15 protein-coding genes are annotated in these 18213 nt (G+C 65.0%); 3 read left to right on the top strand and 12 right to left on the bottom strand.

From position 1 onward, the window contains the following. Window positions 1–33: 33 nt before the first annotated feature. From CT676_RS12890 to CT676_RS12840, 11 genes are all read right to left on the bottom strand, one after another. A complete protein-coding gene (locus tag CT676_RS12890) occupies window positions 34–3183 on the bottom strand; it encodes an FG-GAP-like repeat-containing protein (RefSeq protein WP_085398475.1) in 3150 nt (1049 codons plus the stop codon). Window positions 3184–3504: 321 nt separating this feature from the next. Then, the gene (locus CT676_RS12885; RefSeq protein WP_135214790.1) at window positions 3505–7047 is read right to left on the bottom strand and encodes an FG-GAP-like repeat-containing protein; all 3543 of its coding nucleotides are present in this window, start codon (window positions 7045–7047) and stop codon (window positions 3505–3507) included. A 211-nt stretch (window positions 7048–7258) separates the two neighbouring features. Further along, entirely contained in the window at window positions 7259–8278 is a 1020-nt protein-coding gene (locus CT676_RS12880) for a WD40 repeat domain-containing protein (RefSeq protein WP_085398987.1), read from the bottom strand. After that, the gene (locus CT676_RS12875) at window positions 8278–9321 is read right to left on the bottom strand and encodes a GTP-binding protein (RefSeq protein WP_135214789.1); all 1044 of its coding nucleotides are present in this window, start codon (window positions 9319–9321) and stop codon (window positions 8278–8280) included. The genes CT676_RS12880 and CT676_RS12875 overlap by 1 nt, the downstream gene beginning before the upstream one ends. A gap of 54 nt (window positions 9322–9375) precedes the next feature. Then, entirely contained in the window at window positions 9376–10239 is an 864-nt protein-coding gene (locus CT676_RS12870; protein WP_085398986.1) for a zinc ABC transporter substrate-binding protein, read from the bottom strand. 2 nt (window positions 10240–10241) lie between these two features. Then, window positions 10242–11111, bottom strand: a complete 870-nt coding sequence (locus tag CT676_RS12865; RefSeq protein ID WP_085398985.1) for a metal ABC transporter permease — start codon at window positions 11109–11111, stop codon at window positions 10242–10244. Between the two features lie 6 nt (window positions 11112–11117). Beyond that, a complete protein-coding gene (locus CT676_RS12860) occupies window positions 11118–11870 on the bottom strand; it encodes an ABC transporter ATP-binding protein (protein ID WP_071909401.1) in 753 nt (250 codons plus the stop codon). Between the two features lie 2 nt (window positions 11871–11872). Beyond that, a complete protein-coding gene (locus tag CT676_RS12855) occupies window positions 11873–12109 on the bottom strand; it encodes a hypothetical protein (protein WP_085398984.1) in 237 nt (78 codons plus the stop codon). A 44-nt stretch (window positions 12110–12153) separates the two neighbouring features. Continuing rightward, the gene (locus tag CT676_RS12850; protein ID WP_008138982.1) at window positions 12154–12654 is read right to left on the bottom strand and encodes a hypothetical protein; all 501 of its coding nucleotides are present in this window, start codon (window positions 12652–12654) and stop codon (window positions 12154–12156) included. Further along, window positions 12651–13262: a permease gene (locus tag CT676_RS12845; protein ID WP_085398983.1), complete on the bottom strand. Its 612-nt coding sequence runs from the start codon at window positions 13260–13262 to the stop codon at window positions 12651–12653. The genes CT676_RS12850 and CT676_RS12845 overlap by 4 nt, the downstream gene beginning before the upstream one ends. Window positions 13263–13477: 215 nt before the next feature. Next, window positions 13478–14074: a superoxide dismutase gene (locus CT676_RS12840; RefSeq protein ID WP_063985730.1), complete on the bottom strand. Its 597-nt coding sequence runs from the start codon at window positions 14072–14074 to the stop codon at window positions 13478–13480. Between the two features lie 232 nt (window positions 14075–14306). Here CT676_RS12840 and CT676_RS12835 point away from each other — a divergent pair, with 232 nt between their 5' ends. From CT676_RS12835 to CT676_RS12825, 3 genes are all read left to right on the top strand, one after another. Next, window positions 14307–14834 carry a GNAT family N-acetyltransferase gene (locus CT676_RS12835; protein WP_063985731.1) on the top strand — a complete coding sequence of 176 codons (528 nt, stop codon included), beginning with the start codon at window positions 14307–14309 and terminating at the stop codon, window positions 14832–14834. An 82-nt stretch (window positions 14835–14916) separates the two neighbouring features. Then, window positions 14917–16302, top strand: coding sequence for an MATE family efflux transporter (locus CT676_RS12830; protein WP_085398982.1), 1386 nt, complete (start codon window positions 14917–14919; stop codon window positions 16300–16302). 106 nt (window positions 16303–16408) lie between these two features. Next, the gene (locus CT676_RS12825) at window positions 16409–16843 is read left to right on the top strand and encodes a DUF2147 domain-containing protein (protein WP_085398981.1); all 435 of its coding nucleotides are present in this window, start codon (window positions 16409–16411) and stop codon (window positions 16841–16843) included. Here the strand turns inward: CT676_RS12825 and CT676_RS12820 are convergent. Continuing rightward, complete coding sequence (locus CT676_RS12820) at window positions 16840–17994, bottom strand: DUF3095 domain-containing protein (RefSeq protein ID WP_085398980.1); 1155 nt, start codon at window positions 17992–17994, stop codon at window positions 16840–16842. The two genes, CT676_RS12825 and CT676_RS12820, sit on opposite strands and share 4 nt — an antisense overlap. Window positions 17995–18213: the final 219 nt, after the last annotated feature.

Here is an 18213-nt window from a genome sequence, read left to right as displayed (position 1 = left end):
AAGCCGATGCCCGGTCGTCTTGTTTTCTCCGCCTTAGTGAGCGGCCGCGAGCAACGTCTGCTGGGGCGGCGTGTAGTTCAGCACGGTGCCGCCGTTGCCGTCGGAGGCGAGCACGAAGGACGAGGCCGAGTATTGCGCCAGCAGAGCCCAGGAGTAGCTCTGGCCGCCGTCGGTCGTGACCGTCAGATTGTTCGCGCTGTCGACATCGACACTACTGACCACCGTGTTGCGGAAGTCGATGGTGTCATCGCCGCCGAAATTGGCGATCGAGCCGGCCAGGCCCGCCGGCATGTCCAGCACCAGCGTTGCGCCGCCGGAGCCACCGAAATCGACGTTCTGGAGCAGGCCGCCAGCGTAGACATGCTCGCTGCCGCCATCCAGATGCGCGTTTGAGACGTTGCCGCCCGCCCCCACATCCTGCTCGCCACCGCCGCTGACCGTCGTTGCGGTCGCAGCGCCTGCGACGAACTGATAGCCGCCATTGATCGTCGCGCTGCCGTCGGTAGCGCCGGCGTCCACGTACTGGAAGCCGCCGGCTGCGATCGTCGTGCCCGTTGTCGCGCCACCGGAGCCGACATATTGCCGCCCACCGGCATTGATGACGGTGCCGGCAGCGTGGCCATTGCCGAGCACCTGCTGATTGCCGTCGAGCACGGTGTCGGTGACGGTACCTTGGTAAACATCCTGGTAGCCACCCGCCGCGACCGTCGTTCCGGCGGCGCTACCGCCCTGATAGACGTGTTGGGAGCCGCCACTCGCGACGAGGACGCCATTCGCCGTGCCGTAATCGTATTGATTGCCGCCGGCGCCCACCGTCGTGCCCGTCGCCGTTCCGCTCAGATATTGCGTTCCGCCGTCGATCGTCGAGTTGACGTCGCGGCCGCCGGCGGCAACGGACTGCTGTCCGCCAGCCTTGATCGTGGTGTGGGCCGAGGTGCCGTTAGCGTAGACCTGCCCGAAACCGTACAACAGGGTATCTGTCGCACGCCCACCGGCGCGGATGTCCTGATAGCCGCCGGCTTCGATCATCGCGCCGGTCGTGCCGGTGCCAAAAACATGCTGCTGGCCGCCGTTCTTGACCACCGATCCGGTCGAGATGCCGTAGTCTTCTTCGATTCCGTTGCGCAAGACGGTCGCCCCGACCGAGGTGCCGCGGACAACAAGGCTCGGGTTGAAGGACGAGGAGGCCGCCGCGACGATCGCGTTCTCAAGTGAGGCGCCGCTCGCTAGCGTGTAGCCAAAGGCGAGAGGGATCGATTGCGACACGCCGGTATTGCCGGCGGCGTCGCGCAGACGGGCCGTCACATAGGAAAGTCCGGTTGCCGGAGACAGATTGTCCAGCCGCCAGGTGCCGTCGGCGGCGCTGGTGACTGCGTGATCCGTTGGACCAAACGACAAGGTGAGCGCGGAGGTCGCGTCAGCCAGGTCGAGCGTGCCCCGGACGGTGATCGAAAAGGGCGTTGCATCGGAATTTTCGATGCTCGTGATCGCGAGGACGGGGGCGGTCGCATCGACCGTAAAGGTGAATGCGGGCCCGGGGTTGCTATGGTTGCCCAGGCTATCCGTGGCGGTCGCGGCGTAGCTGTAGGTCGAGCCGTCCTGGAGGCCGGACACGCCGAGGCTCCAGCTGCCGTCGCTGCCAACCGTGGTGACGCCAACGACGGAATTGTCGCCGGCATTCGTGACCGTGACGGTGTCTCCGGCATTGCCGGAGCCGGACAGGGTCGTCATCCCGCCATGGAAGTGCGCCGCGTTGATGTAATTGTTGCCGTCCGCACCCGGCGTCACGTCCGCATCGACGATCGTCAGGGCCGGAGGCGTGCGGCTGATCGTATATTGCGTGGTGGTCGAATTCGGCGCGGTGAGGAAAACATCCTCGCCGGTCGAGGAGTTGCTCGTTGTCCACTCCACCACCACGTCGGCTTTTCCGTCTCCATTGAGGTCACCGACGGTGATTCCGTTGGCGCCCGAAGCGAGCGGCAACGTCACCGCCGGGCCGAACGTGCCGTCACCGCGACTGTAGAAGGTCGAAAGCGTATTGTTGCTGCTAGCGACCACGGCGAGGTCCGTTTTACCGTCGCCATTGAAGTCCGCGGCCGCCAAGTTCCAGATGGGCGCCGGTGTCAGGAAGGTCTGTGGCGACGCGAAGGTGCCGTCGCCGTTGCCGAGCAGGATCGCAATCGAGTTGTTGGTTCCGAGTGCAAGATCAAGCTTGCCGTCGCCGTTGAAGTCGCCGCTGATCGTTCTGGATGAGGTGCCGGCCGTGATCGGGGATTGGAACGTGCCATCCCCGTTGCCAAGCCGCACGGCAACCGGCGAACTTGACGAGTCCTGCACAAGCAGATCGATCTTTCCATCGCCGTTGAAATCTCCGCTCGCGAAGGCGTTGGAGGCATTCGTGGCAATGGGCGATCCGAAAGAACCATCGCCGTTACCGAGCAGCAGCGACGTGCCGATGTTGTTCGACATGATCACGTCGGCCCTGCCGTCGCCGTTGAAGTCGGCAAACGCCCTGATATTGCCGCCAGTGCTGCCACCCGTCGCATACTTCGTCGCCGCCGCGAACGTGCCGTCGCCATTGCCCAGCCTGACGTCCAGGGTCCCGGTGAAGATGTTGCCCATCAGGACGTCCAGCTTGCCGTCGCCGTTGACGTCGCCGAGTCGAATCGACGATTCCAGCTCCGAGGCGCCGGTCAGCGAGGTTTGCGTGAACTGGCCCGTGCCGTCATTGTTCCTGACATCAAGAAAGTATGCGGAAGCGCTGACGGTTCGGATGTACACCATATCCTGCTTGCCATCGCCGTTGACGTCGCCGACCGCCGCCGTGTTGATGATGCTGAAGCGCGGACCGCTCATCTGCGTTTCGGACTGGAACGGCCCGACATAATAGCCGCTGGAATCGTGCACATTGGTGCCGGTCAGTTGCAGCCCCAGCGAACCGCTGCCCGAGCCGGTGTTGACCGTGACCGTGTAGCTCGCGCCGTTGCTGCCAGCCACCGGCGTGATGTCCGTGATGCCGGCACCATTGATGCTCCCCGTCGTGGCGAGGGTGAACTGATCGACCGTGACGCCGGACACCGGCTTCGAAAAGGTGACGGTGTAGTGCACGACGGACGCGTCGGTCGACGACGGATCGGTGCCTGTGATGCTGACGAGCGTCGGAAGAACGGGGATGAGTGGCATGGGGATTCCCTGGCGTGGCGCTTGATGCGAGGATTCGAATTGCACGCCGGCTCCGGACAGGCCGACGCCAAGCGCAACTGATCGCGCGGCAGCAATTCGAAATTGCACGCCGTGCTCTCTACATCTGCGACCCTACAGGGACTGCTTGTCGGTTATGTTACACATTAACGATAAACAACATAACGCAGGGAGCCTGTGCCTCGCAGAAACCGGTCCCTCGCAAGATCGACAGACGATCCATGCGAGAGTTGCGCCGCGGTCAATTTGAACGGGCATCGGCGCTATGGAAGCCAATGCCCGTCCGTCTTGGTTTTGCCTGCCTTAGTGAGCGGCCGCGAGCAAGGTCTGCTGTGGCGGCACATAGCTCAGCATCGTTCCGCCGTTGCCGTCGGCCGCGAGCACGAAGGACGAAGCTGCGTACTGCGCCAGCAGCGCCCAGGAGTAGCTCTGGCCGCCGTCGGTCGTGACCGTCAGATTGTTCGCGCTGTCGACATCGACACTACTGACCACCGTGTTGCGGAAGTCGATGGTGTCGTCAGCGCCGAAATTGGCGATCGCGCCAGACAGGCCCGTCGGCGCGTCGAGCACCAGCGTTGCGCCGTTCGAGCCGCCGAAATCGACGTTCTGGAGCAGGCCGCCAGCGTAGACATGCTCGCTACCGCCGTCGAGATGCGAATTCGCAGCGATGCCGGTTGCGCCGACATCCTGCTCGCCGCCGCCGCTGACGGTGGCGCCGGTCGCCGTGCCCGCCACGAACTGGTAGCCGCCGCTGATCGTGGCACTGCCGTCGGTGGCGCCGGAGTCCACATACTGGAAGCCGCCGGTCTCGATGGTCGTGGCGGTGGTTGCGCCGCCCGAACCGACATATTGCCGCCCGCCGGCATTGATGGTGGTGCCGGTGGCATGGCCGTCCGTGAGCACCTGCTGCTCACCGTCGAGCACGGTGTTGGTGACTGTCCCCTGGGAAACGTCCTGATAGCCGCCCGCCGCAACGGTCGTGCCATCCGCACTGCCGCCCTGATAGACATGCTGGATGCCGCCGCTCTCGACAAGAACCGCGATAGACGTCCCGTAGTCGTACTGAACGCCGCCTGCGCCAACGGTCGCGCTCGTCGTTGACCCGACGATGTACTGCCGGCCACCAGCGATGGTCGCACCGCTGTCGGTGGCGCCGGCGTCGACATACTGGAAGCCGCCGATCGCGATGGTCGTATTGGTGGTCGCGCCACCGGAGCCGACATATTGCCGGCCACCGGCATTGATGACGGTGCCGGCAGCCTGGCCACCGGCAAGCACCTGCTGATTGCCGGCGAGCACGGTGTTGGTGGCCGTCCCCTGGTAGACGTCCTGATAGCCGCCCGCAGCAACGGTGGTGCCGCTGGCACTGCCGCCCTGATAGACGTGTTGGGAGCCGCCGCTCTGGACCATTGCGCCGGTCGCTGTGCCGTAATCGTATTGATTGCCACCCGAGCCGATCGTGGCATTCGCGCTGCTGCCCGTCACATATTGCGTACCGAAGACAGTCGCATCGTGGTCGGCGCCGGCCGTGCTTTGGGTGCCAAGAGCCTCGATGACGGTGCCGTAGGTGCTGCCGTTGACGTAGATGTTCTGGAGTCCGCCCGACTTGATCGTGGTGTGGATCGCCGTGTTGCCGACCGTTTGCGTGCCATAAAGCACCGTGTCCTTGGCGGTCCCCTGGAAGCTCACGAGCTGAGTGGCGCCAGCCTGCACCAGGGTCCCGGTCGCCGTGCCGTATTCGAGCCCTTGGCTCCCACCATTGTATATCGTTGCCCCGGTCGAGGTCCCGCGGACGATTTCGCCCGCGCCAGAGAGAACGATCGCGCCGGTCTCCGCGGCGTTGGAATCCACGGTGAAGAAACTGTCGACAACCACCGCGTTGGCGAGCTGCGTGCTGGAGACAAGCGTATAGTTGCCCCTGATGAGCGTATAGGTCGGCGAGGCGCCGACATTGCCTGCGGCATCCGAGAATCTAGCCACGATCGTCGTCAATCCGTATGGCACGACCTGGCTATTGAACTGCCACGATCCGGTCGCGCTGGAGACGATCACGTCGGTCCCTCCGATCGAGACGGTCACCTGCGCCGGCACGTCGGTCGTCCCCTGCAGGGTGACCTTCGGGTTTGACACCGACGAGTCGGCCGACAAATTGATGCCCGTGATCCCGAGCGATGCGGTCGCATCGACCGTGAAGGTGAACGCCGGGCCGACGCTGCTGTTGCCGTGGGAGTCGGTCGCAGCCGCGACATAGCTGTAAGTGGTGCCGTCCTGCAGGCCGGACACGCCGAGGCTCCACGTGCCGTTCTGGCCGACCGTGGCCGTGCCGACGACTGCGTGAGTCATGGCGTCGGTGACCGAGATGGTGTCGCCGGCATTGCCGGTGCCGGCCAACGTCGTCGCCCCACCATGGAAATGCGCCGCGTTGATGTAATTGTTGCCGTCGGCGCCGAGGGTGACGTCCCCGTCGGTGATGGTCAGAGCCGGCGACGTCCGTACGATCGTGTACGCCGGTCCCGTCTCGCTGGATGAACCGGTCAGCAGGATATCGGTGCCCGAACTTTGAGTGAAAGGATTGGTGCCGAATTGATATCCGACCAGAACGTCGGCCTTGCCGTCGCCGTTCAGGTCACCGGCGCCGATCTGCCCGGCGGTCTTGTCGAGCGGCGAGATCCTCACTTGCCCGAACGTGCCGTCGCCGTGACCGAAGAAGGTCGAGAGCGTGTTGTTGGTTCCGACGACCACGAGATCAGCCACGCCATCGCCGTTGATGTCGGCGACCGCGCCGGATCCGATCGTACCCGCCGCCTGAAGAGTCGTCCCGGACGAGGTGAAAGTGCCGTCGCCGTTGCCGAGCAGGATCGAGATTGTGGCGCTGCTGACGGCCGCCATGTCGAGCTTGCCGTCACCGTTGAAATCGCCGGTGAGGACAGATGTCGCCGTCCCGACCGGGGACGACGGAGCCTGGAACGTGCCGTCACCATTGCCGAAGCTCAGCGCTATTGCCAGATTGGTCGAATTCCTCGTCACGAGGTCGAGCTTGCCGTCTCCATTGAAGTCACCATAGGCGATGGAGCTGACCCCGAGATTCGTGGTGATGGCAGTCCCAAACGTACCGTTGCCATTTCCTGGCAGGACCGTACTGCCGACGACGATGTCGAGCACGCCATCGCCGGTCACGTCGATCACTTTAGGTGTTTGATAGACGCCGCTGCCGGCGGAATAGCTCGTGTTGGCCCCGAACGTGCCGTTACCGTTGCCGAGACGAACAGTCACGGTACCGTCGAGGGTGACCTGTGCGATGTCCAGCTTGCCGTCGCCATTCAGATCGGCAAGCGCCAGCAAGGGCAATAGGCCTGGGCTCGAGGTGTTCGAGGCTGAGGAGAAGTGACCGGTGCCGTCGTTCAGCGCCACGCTGACGTAGCTCGGGTTGACGAAAAAGTTTGTCCCCATCACGACGTCCAGCTTCCCGTCTCCGTTGACGTCGCCGATCGCGAAGGACGTCGGGCTGTTTACGGTCAGCTTCGATTCGGATTGGTACGGTCCGACATAGTAACCATTGGTATCGTGGACGTTGCTTCCCGTGAACTGGAGCGCCACCGAGCCGGAGCCGAATCCGGTATTCACCGTGACCGTATAGCTCGAAAGATTGCTGCCGGCGACCGGTGTCACGTCGGTGATGCCCGCGCCGCCGATGCTGCCACTCGTTGCAAGGCTGAACTGATCAATCGTGACGCCAAGAACAGGCTTCGAGAACGTGACGGTGTAGTGCACCGTTCCGGCGTCGGTCTGGGTCGGATCGGTCGCTGTGATGCTGGTGATGGTCGGAAGATCGGGGATGACGGGCATCTGAATTCCCTGCGGTGGCGCGTGTTGATGCGAGGATTCGAAATGCACACTGGCCCCGGAAAAACCGGCGCCAGGCACATTCGATCGCACGGCAGCAATTCGAAATTGCACGCCGTGCTCTCTACATCTGCGACCCTACAGAGGCTGCTTGTCGGTTATGTTACATGATAACAAAAATAACATAACAGGGAGAGGCTGTGGATAGTCGGCCTCATAGCTCCAGCAGACCGCCGTCCCCATTTTCGTCGGCGAAGGCCAGCAGCGTGCCCTTGGCGTTCCAGGCAATCGCTGCGACCGGAGGGGTGCCATTGCGGCGGACCAGGATCTCGGCGCCGTCCTCGAGCCGCACCATCAGCACGGTGCCGTCGCTGTAACCGGCGGCGAGGATGTCGTTCTTCGGATGGCAGGCGACCACCGACACGCGCGCCTGCAGCGGCGCGAGCATCGCGGGCTCCTTGCCCATCGGGCCGTCCTTGCTGCCGAACGGCCAGATGATGATGGTGTCGGCACCCGAAGTCGCCAACCCTTTGCCGCCCGCGCTCCAGGACATCGAACGGACGCGGCCGGGATAGCCGGTCATGCGCATGTGCCTGTTGTCGGCAAGCCGCCAGCCGTGCAGCGCCGCCTCGTGCATCGTGGTGACCAGGAACTTGTTGTCGGGGCTGAAGGTGACGCCGAGATGCGAGCCGGCCCAGGGCAGGAATTCGGCGGATCCTTCCATGTTCGGAAACCACAGCGTCGCGCCGTTGTAATGCGCGATCGCGAGCCGCAGGCCCTTCGGCGCGAAGGCGAGGCCGCCGACGGTCGAGGGCACCTCGAGCGACTTCTCCTCGGTCTTGCCGCTCTTGACGGTGGCCGTCTTGCCGGCCGACCAGGCATAGGCCCCGTCGGGATGCAGCGCCACCGCGTCGATCCAGCGCCGCTTGGGGTCGGTGGCGAGCAGCGTCACCTCACCCTTGGCGTCGAGCGACACGACCTTGCCGTCGTCGCCGCCCATGATGAGGCGCTTGCCATCGGAGGCGGTCGACAGAATGCCGCCGCCATGCACGGCGACCGTCGTGATCTCGCCCTTGGCGTCGACGAACGCGACATTCTCCTCGCCGCTGACGAAGGCGGCGCGGGGCCCGAGGAAATACACCGAGGTCACGCCCATGCCGAGCGTAACAGGCTTGACGCGATCGGTGACGGAGACGATCGAGGCGGAATCGGGGGCCGGCGTAAATTCTTTCATCACGAGACGATGCAGCTCTCAAAACCCTCGCGAATGGCCTTTTCCGGCAATTCGCGACCGATGAAGACGAGGCGGCTCTCGCGCGGCTCGCCGTCCTTCCACTTCCGCTGGTGGTTGCCCTCCAGCATCATGTGGACGCCCTGGAAGACATAGCGGTCATCATCGTCGTGGAAGGCGAGGATCCCCTTCGAGCGCAGGATCTTGCCGCCCTCGACCTGCACCAGGTTCTGGAGCCAGGGCATGAACACGTTCGGATCGAGCGGCTTGTCGGTCTTGAGCGACAGCGACTGCATGTCCTCGTCGTGATAGTGCTTCAGGCCGTGGCCGTGATCATGGTGGTGATGGTCGTGGCCATGGTGGTGATGATCATGGTCGTGGTCATGATCATCGGCCTCCAGGAAATCCGGCTCGATGTCGAGGATGCGGTCGAGGTCGAAGGCGCCGCGGTCGAGCACGTCCGCCAGGGCGACCGAGCAGCGCTCGGTGCGATGCAGCTTGGCATAGGGGTTGATGGCGCGGATGCGGGCCTCGACCTCGGCAAGCTCCAGCTTGGTGACGAGATCGGTCTTGTTCAGCACGATGACGTCGGCGAACGCGATCTGGTTCTTGGCCTCGGGCGCATCCTTGAGCCGGTCGGACAGCCATTTGGCGTCGGCGACCGTGACGACCGCGTCGAGCCGCGCGTTCTTCTGCACGTCCTCGTCGACGAAGAAGGTCTGGGCGACAGGCGCGGGATCGGCAAGGCCGGTGGTCTCGACGATGATGGCGTCGAACTTGCCCTTGCGCTTCATCAGGCCGTCCATGATGCGCACGAGGTCGCCGCGCACGGTGCAGCAGATGCAGCCGTTGTTCATCTCGAACACTTCCTCATCGGCGCCGATGATGAGATCGTTGTCGATGCCGATCTCGCCGAATTCGTTGACGATGACGGCGTATTTCTTGCCGTGGTTTTCCGACAGGATGCGGTTCAACAGCGTGGTCTTGCCGGCGCCGAGATAGCCGGTCAGCACGGTCACGGGAATTTTTTGGGACGCTTCAGACATGACAACTCCGGGTCGGGCTTTTCCGCGCGACGCGAGGCGGGGTGGCCCCCTGCCCTAGTGGTCAAGCGCGCTGGTCAGGGCCTTTATATTGTGCCTGACCATATCAATGTAAGTGGGTGCAAGCCCCTTTTCGCCGGTCAAACCGTCCGAAATCAGGGTCCCGCCGACCTTGGCCCCGGTCTCGGCCGCGATCCGCCGGATCAGACGGTCATCACTGATGTTTTCCAGGAACACAGCCGGGATCTTTTGGGCCTTGATCTGGCCGATGATGGCGGCGATGTCCCGCGCGCTGGGCTCGGTCTCCGTGGAGACCCCCAAGGGGGCCACGAACTGGACACCGTATTCGGCGGCGAAATAGCCGAAGGCGTCGTGGGTGGAGATCACCTTGCGCCGCTCCGGCGGGATTTTCGCCACGGCCTCCCGCACCTCGCGGTCGAGCGCTTCGAGCTTGTCCAGATAGGCCTTTGCCCGGGCGCGGAAGAACTCGGCGTCGTCAGGGTCGGCCGCGGCCAGCGCATTGGCGATGTCGCTCACATAGATCCTGGCGTTGGGGACGGACTGCCAGGCATGCGGATCCGCGGCCGAGCCGAGCTTCAGCGGTACGATGCCGGCACTCACGGTGACCACCTGCGCCTTGCTTCCTGCGGACTGCACCAGACGGGGCAGCCAGCCTTCGAGGCCGAGCCCGTTGACGATGACGAGGTTTGCATCCGCAATCCGCTTCGCATCGCTTGGCGCGGGCGTGTAGACGTGGACGTCGCTGTCGGGGCCGACCAGCGTCGTGACGTCGACCCGATCGCCGCCAACGGTCCGGACGAAATCGCCGAGGATCGAGAAGCTCGCGACGACGTTGAGCCGCTCGGCCGCATGCAGCGGCGAGGCGATCAGCAGGAGCACACAAAGCAGGAGACGCCGCATCGTCACGCTTCCAGATGCCGGCCGGGAAACATCTGCCGGACGATACCACCGACGCGGCCGAACAGCACCGAGACGATGTAAAGCACCGTCGCCAGCAGAATGATCGCAGGGCCCGACGGCACGCGGGTCTGGAACGACAGCACAAGGCCCGCATAGCCCGAGACGGCGGCAGCGACGACGGCGATGCAGATCATCACAGTGAGATCGCGCGACCAGAACCGGGCAATGCCCGCCGGCAGGATCATCAGGCCCACCGCGAGCAGCGTGCCCAGCGCCTGAAAGCCATTGACGAGGTTGATCACGACGAGCGCGAGGAAGGCGAGATGCGCGGGACCGCCGGCGCGGCTGACGGTGCGCAGGAACAGGGGATCGACGCTCTCGATCACCAGCGGGCGATAGATCACCGCGAGCACCAGCAGCGTCACCGTGGCGTTGAAGGCCACCACCAGCAGGGTCTGGTCGTCCATCGCGAGAATGTTGCCGAACAGCACGTGCAACAGGTCGATGTTGGTGCCCTTGATCGAGACGATGGTGACGCCCAGCGCCAGCGAGGCCAGATAGAAGGTCGCAAGCGAGGCGTCCTCCTTCAGCCCGGTCGAACGCGCGACCACGCCGGCGAGGATCGCAACCGCAAAGCCTGCAACCAGGCCGCCGGCCGTCATCGCGAACAGATTGAGGCCGGAGAGCAGGAAGCCGACGGCCGCGCCAGGCAGGATCGCATGCGCCATGGCATCGCCGACGAGGCTCATCCGCCGCAGCATCAGGAACACGCCGATCGGCGCGCCCGCCAGCGACAGCGCGATCACGGCGGCGAGCGCGCGCCGCATGAACTCGAATTCGGTGAACGGGCCGATCAGCGCGTCATAGATCATCTGCGATCACGCCGCCCGCGAGTGTCCGTCCTCGGCGCAAGCCGTGGCACTATCGTCAAAAGCCTCGCACATCCGCATCGCGACCAGCAGGTTTTCCGGCGTCAGCACCTCCGCCGTCGGTCCCCAGGCCACGGGGCCGCGCGCCAGCACCAGTGTTTCGGTGAAATGGTTGCGCACCATTTCCATGTCGTGCAGCGCGGCGAGCACGGTGCGGCCTTCGCCGTGCCAGTGCTTCACCAGCGCGAGCAGATCGGCCGTGGTCTTGCTGTCGATGGCGTTGAAGGGCTCGTCGAGCACGATCAGGCGCGCGTCCTGGAGCAGCACGCGCGCGAACAAGATGCGCTGCATCTGCCCGCCCGAGAGCGTGCCGATGGGGCGGTTCTCAAAGCCGTTGAGGCCGACGGAGGCGATCGCGCGCAGGATCTTCTCCCGCGCAGCCTTGCCGATGCCCCCGAACAGGCCCGCGTCGCGCCACAGCCCGGTGCCGACGAAGTCGAACACCGAGATCGGGAAGCTGCGGTCGATCTCCGCGCTCTGCGGCAGATAGGCGATATCGCGGCTATCGAGCCCGCCGAGATGGATGCTGCCGTCGAGCGGCCGGAGGATGCCGACGATGCCGCGCAACAGCGTCGACTTGCCGGCGCCGTTCGGGCCGATCACGGCGACCAGCGCACCGGAGGCGACCTCGCCGTTGAGATGATGCACGGCCGGATGCCGGTCGTAGCCGAGCGTGACATTATGGAAGTGCACGGCCGCCATGGTCACCTCATCGCCAGGAAGACCACGCCCCAGAGCACGGCGCAGACGGCAAGCGCGGCCGCGAGGCGGCCGGCCATGGTCATGCGCAGGATCGACCAAGGCGCGTCCTGGGCCGGATGGGGCGAGGCCGCATCATGGACATGGGCGTGGGTATGGTCGTGCCCATGCGAATGCCCGTCGCCATGAGAATGGTCATGAACGTGGTCGTGGTGATGGGCGTGGGACGCGGCGGGAACCATGCCAGCGACGTTATATTATAACATTACCCCTGTCCACGGCCGGCTCAGGGCTTGCCGATCACCATCGCGATGGCGGCGGCGACGAACGGGAACGGCACCGAGACGGCGCAGCGGAACCAGACGAACCGGGCCGGCATGAACGGGATTTCCCATAAAATCACCCGCTGGAAGGCGAACAGGGCCCAGGCCACGACATAGGCGACCACCTGCGGCACCCCACCGCCCGACTTCAGCGCTACCGTGCCGATGGAAAAGCCGATCACGGGTCCGCCGGGGGTGGCGGCGCCGGCGACCACGGCGGTCGCAACCCCGAGCCAGCCGCTGTCCGGCCCGAGCCAGCCGGTGATCACCTCCTGCGGGATGATGGCGGCGATGTAGCCGGAGCCGATCACTCCGAGCGCAATGCGCGGCACGATGTTGATGAAGTCCATGGAGCCTTCGCGGAGCGAGGCCTTGAACACCGGTGGGCCGCGGCGGAAGGCGATCAGGCCGACGCCGAACACCGAGCCCCACAGCAGGATGTCGATCAGAAGCGCCGCGCTCAAGTCTCGTCGTCCTTCGCGGCCGGCTGCGGATAGATCCGGACATAGACGAAGCGGCCGAGCGCGCCGGCGAGCACCGGCAGCGGCAGCGAGATCAGGATCCGCCACAGTGTGAAGTCGGTGCCCATGATCGGGATTTCCCAGGCCACCGCGCGGCCGTACCCGATCAGGGTCCAGCTCACGACCATGGCGATGGTGGCGCCGAAATCGGCGCCGACAGCGAGCAGCGCGCTCGCCACCGGATAGGCGGTGAAGGGTCCGCCCGGCAGGATCGCGCCGAAGGCGGTGCCGATCAAAAGGCCCATCAGGCCCGATTTCGGCCCGAGCGAGCGCGAGACTTTTTCGTGCGGCAGGATTTCGGAGATGAAGGCCCCGAGCAGGCAGCCCGCCAGCACGCGCGGCAGGATGCCGCCGAACAGCGAGAGGTCGTGCGTGAGAATCTCCAGGACACCGTCTGTGCCATCACGCCGCCAGACCAGGCCCGCGCTCACCGCCACCAGCACCGCGATGATGATGGTCGACCAGCCGATCGGCTTGCGCACACGCCCCGGCCGCGGCTCGGACTCCGCGTCCTCGGCAGGCGCCGGATTGTTCGGGGAAGGCTCTGACAACGGGCTCGGTGGGCTCGAGGGTGATGCCCATCCTGATTAAGGGCGCCGCCCATGCGATGCAAACAGTACGATGATGGGAAGCGATGCGCATCTCGCGCAGGGCCATGCGAAGCAGCAGTCGAATTCCGCACAGCAAAAAGGCGGCCGCGCATGCGACCGCCTCTTCGAGTTCGTCATCCCGGAGCGGCGACGCCGCACCCGGAAAGTGTGATGGCTCAGGCCTTGTCGAACAGGGACTCGACGTATTCCCAGTTCACGAGGTTCTCGACGAAAGCCTTCAGATAGTCCGGACGGCGGTTGCGATAGTCGATGTAGTAGGAGTGCTCCCAGACGTCCACGCCGAGGATCGGGGTAGCGCCGTGCACCAGCGGATTCTCGCCGTTCGGGGTCTTGGCGATCTCGAGCTTGCCGTTCTTGACCTGCAGCCAAGCCCAGCCGGAGCCGAACTGGCCAACGCCGGCCGCCTGGAAGTCCGTCTTGAACTTCTCGAAGCCGCCGAGGTCCTCGTTGATCTTCTTCTCGAGCTTGCCCGGCAGCTTGGTGCCGCCGCCATTGGGCTTCATCCAGCTCCAGAAGTGGATGTGGTTGTAGTGCTGGCCGGCATTGTTGAACACGGCCGGGTTCTTGCCGAACGAGCCCTTGACGATCTCCTCAAGGGACTTGCCTTCCCATTCGGTGCCCTTAAGCGCGTTGTTGCCGTTGGTGACGTAGGCCTGATGATGCTTGTCGTGGTGGAATTCCAGCGTCTCCTTCGACATGAACTGGCCGAGGGCGTCATAGGCGTAAGGGAGTGGGGGCAGCGTAAAGGTCATGGGTTGTTGTCCGCGACTGATGGGGAACTGGCTTAACGGGGACTCTTATAGAAGGTTCCACCGCCGTTAAATACCGCCAATTTGCGAAATTGCGTGATGCGGCCGATTGGCCGGATTGCATAAAATCGACGCATCGTGGGGCGCGCTTCGACAGGCCGTAAAATATCATTGCCTTTGAGGCGCTTATGGCAGAACGAACGCACCACGGCGCGGAGATGCGAAAGAGAAGGCAATGAGCATCGAGATCGACATCCTGAACGGCGACGCTTCGTGGCGGATCGCACAGCCCCTGCTCAGTGCGGTCTGGGGACGCGACGCCGCCGAGAAGCCGTCGTGGAGCCACGTTAAATGGGCCAATGCCGACCTTCGCGTGCTGATCGAGACGCCCGAGGACGGCCTCGTCTGCCACGTCGGCATCTACTTCCGTACCGTCACCTGGAATGGACAGAAGGTTCACATCGGCGGCATCGGCGGGGTCTGCACCCGCGAGGACCGGCGCGGCCGCGGCTACGCGACCATGGCGATCGACGCAGCCATCCACACCATGCGCGCCAACGAGGCGGTCCGTTTCGGGCTGCTGTTCTCCGAATCGAACAATTTTGCGTTCTACGAGGCCCGCAGCTGGCTGCCCTTCAAGGGCGAGGTCTATTGCGAGCAGCCGGAGGGTCGGATCCGCTTCGACTACATGGCGCCCTACGTCTTCAACATCGTCCGCGCGCCGACGCTGGGCACCATCGACCTATGCGGCCTGCCCTGGTGAGCCCTGCGTGAGGGGAGGACTGGCGCGAAGATGCTGCGCCCGATAAGATGTCGATCGTCATCCAATATTCCGCCCGGTGAACATGACGATCGATGCCTCCGCAGACGCCGCGCCGCCACGTGCACCGGTCGCTTCCCCCATTGCGAGCCTGCTGACGGCGCCGATCCTGCCGACACTGCTGCGGCTCGCGATCCCCAACATGATCGCGATGGTCGGCAGCACGCTGGTTGCGATTGCCGAGACCTCCTATATCGGCCGGCTCGGCACCATTCCGCTGGCGGCGATCGCGCTAGTGTTTCCGTTCGCGATGCTGACGCAGATGATGAGCGCGGGCGCAATGGGCGGTGGCGTTTCGTCCGCGATCAGCCGCGCGCTCGGCGCAGGCGATCGTGACCGCGCCGCGACGCTGGCGCTGCATGCCGCCATCATCGGCCTCTGCGGCGGGCTGTTCTTCACGGTGATGATGCTAGCTTTCGGCCGCAGCTTCTTCACGCTGCTCGGCGGACGCGAGCGCGTGCTCGAGGAAGCCAGCGGCTATTCGCAAATGCTGTTCTCCGGCGCGGTCGCGATCTGGCTCGTCAACACGCTGGCCTCGGTGATCCGCGGCACCGGCGACATGCGCCTGCCTTCAATGACGCTGATCGGGGCGAGCGCGCTCCAGATCGCGCTCGGCGGCACGCTGGGGCTCGGCCTGTTCGGCGTGAAGCAATTCGGCATGCCCGGTGTCGCCGCCGGCCAGCTGATCGCCTTCACCTGCGCGGCGATCTTCTTCCTCTGGTATCTCCTGTCCGGCCGCAGCCGGCTGCCGCTGAAGGTCCGCGCCTTCCATTTCGAACGCGCGATGTTCCTGGACATCCTCAAGGTCGGCGCGGTCGCCTGTCTGTCGCCGCTCCAGACCGTGCTCACGATTCTGATCTTCACAAAAATCCTCGCGACCTTCGGCACCGAGATGCTGGCCGGCTACGGCATCGGCTCGCGGCTGGAATTCCTGCTGATCCCGATCACCTTCGCCTTCGGCATCGCCTCGGTGCCGATGGTCGGCATGGCGATGGGCGCCGGACATGTGAAACGCGCGCGGCGTGTCGCCTGGACCGCAGCCGCGGCTTCGGGATTGACCGTCGGCCTGATCGGCCTCGTCATCGCGCTTGATCCGGCGCTGTGGGTATCGCTCTTCACCGGGGATCCCGGCGTCGCCGCGGCGGCGCACAGCTATTTCCACTGGGCCGGCCCGGCCTTCGCGTTCTTCGGCATGGGCGTGTCGCTGTACTTCTCCTCGCAAGGCGCGGCGCGCGTCGGCGGTCCGGTGCTGGCTTCCACGGCGAGGCTGCTGATCGTCGCGATCGGCGGCGTCGGTCTAATGACTGCGCAGGCGCCGGCCTGGACCTTGTTCGCACTGGTCGGCGGCGCCATGGTCGTGTTCGGACTTTCGACCGCAGCCTCGGTCGCCTTCGCCCGCTGGGGCAAATGAGCGCAGGCAAATAAGCGGGCAGATAAACGCAGGAATGTGATTCCATCCAGCGTTGCACTATCCTGCCGGACTGCTATGGAGGCGCCTCCATTTTCGGGGGCTCTCTATGTTCGGCAGATTCGCCATCCTTTCCGTCATCCTGACTACGCTGTTTGGTGCGACTGCCGCCCACGCGCAGAGCGCCGATGGGACCTGGCTGACTCAGGCCGGCGATGCGCGCGTCAAGATCAGCAAATGCGGCGGCGGCATCTGCGGCCATATCGTCTGGCTGCGCGAGCCCTATGACACCGCGACTGGCCAGCCTGCGACCGACAGCAAGAATCCCAATCCCGCGCTCGCCAAACGCGCGATGATCGGCCTGCCGCTGTTCAGCGGCATGGAGCCCTCAGGGCCGAACAAATGGTCGGGCCAGATCTACAATGCCGATGACGGCAGCACCTATGCGAGCAACGTCTCCGTGACGGGTGCGGATTCGCTGCGGGTCGAAGGCTGCGTCGGCGCGCTCTGCGGCGGCGAGACCTGGACGCGCGCGGGACGCTAGCTCGCGCCTGCCATCATCGCCTTCAACGCCGTTGCCGCCGACGCGTAGCCGCCGCGCGCGCCGTCGATGAAATGGACGTGGTCGCTGCGCAGGGCTGATGGCGTGAAACAGGTCATCATCGCGGCGTCCTGCTGGTAGAGGCCGTAGCGCACGACGCCGTCGCGCGCCGCAGCCGCGAGACGGTCGCTCAACGCGCGCTCGAGCTGCGGGGTGCAGTCGAGGATCATGCGCAGGCCGTCGTCATATTTGCGGAAGTCAGAATTCTCGACCACCTGGCGCTTGTAGACGTTTGGCACGAAACCGCCGACGTTGAGGTCGAAACGCATGATCAGATAGACGAACAGCGTGTAGGCCAGCACGCGGGCGCGGCGCGCGACCAGCGGACCGCCGCGTTTGGTGCGGGCTTCGAATTCCAGCCCCTGCGGCGGCCATTTCAGCGGCGGCCCCTGCGGCGGCACCGGGCGGCCGCCATCCGGACTGCGCTCGACGAGATGAATGATGTCCTCGATCACCTTGCGGAAAGCATGCGGATCGACACCGCGCGCCGGCATCACCAGCACCGACAGGATCAGACCGCGCGCGGACGGCATCACCTCGAAGCGGCAGGACAAGCCGGAAAGATCGGGCTGCGTGCCGGCGGGCGCCTCGGCGACCGCGAACTCGCCGCGCTTCATGGCGGCGTCGGCCCAGGCGAGCCCGCCGCCGGAAAACATCGCATAGGACAGATTGGCCGACGGACCGAAGCGCGCGACGCGCACGTCGAGCCCTTGGGCGCGGATCGCACTCACCGGCACCAGCGCGACGCGCATCTTCAGATCGAGGTCTTCCCGCACCCAGGTCGCGGTCGCGGCCAGCGCCTCGCGGGCGCGTTCGACATCAGAAGGCGCGACCGCAAAGCTCGCGCCGTCGCCGCCGAACACGAAGGGGAATTCGCGCCCCTCCAATGCGTTCGTCACCGCCGCGATCACGGCCGCACCGGCCATGTTGACCGCCTTGTAGCGCTGCGCCGCAATCGCCTTGGTGGAATCGACGATATCGGCGACGCCGATGTTCCAATCATCCGGCAGCGGCGCATAGAGCGCGGGGTCCATCAGGCTCGTGAAGCCGCGGAAGACGGGAATGCCGCCGTAGAAGGATTCGCCTGATGTCATCGGGTGATGCCGGATGGTTGGGAAGCGCGTCCGAGGAAAGATACGAGGCAGGATCGATCCGGGTTCGCCGGCCGGCGCCCCTCTTTCGATTCCCGATCATTGGCCGAAATGCACCCGGACAACAAGATCGCGCCGGCGCAAATGGCGCGATCCGTCATTGATCGGCGTCAAACAGCCGGCCGGAAGAGCGGCTATGGTCGGGGCATCTCCAGAGATTGA

Source organism: Bradyrhizobium sp. MOS001 (assembly GCF_004634465.1).
Classification (GTDB): Bacteria; Pseudomonadota; Alphaproteobacteria; order Rhizobiales; family Xanthobacteraceae; genus Bradyrhizobium; species Bradyrhizobium barranii.
This window is presented reverse-complemented; position numbering and strand designations above follow the sequence as displayed.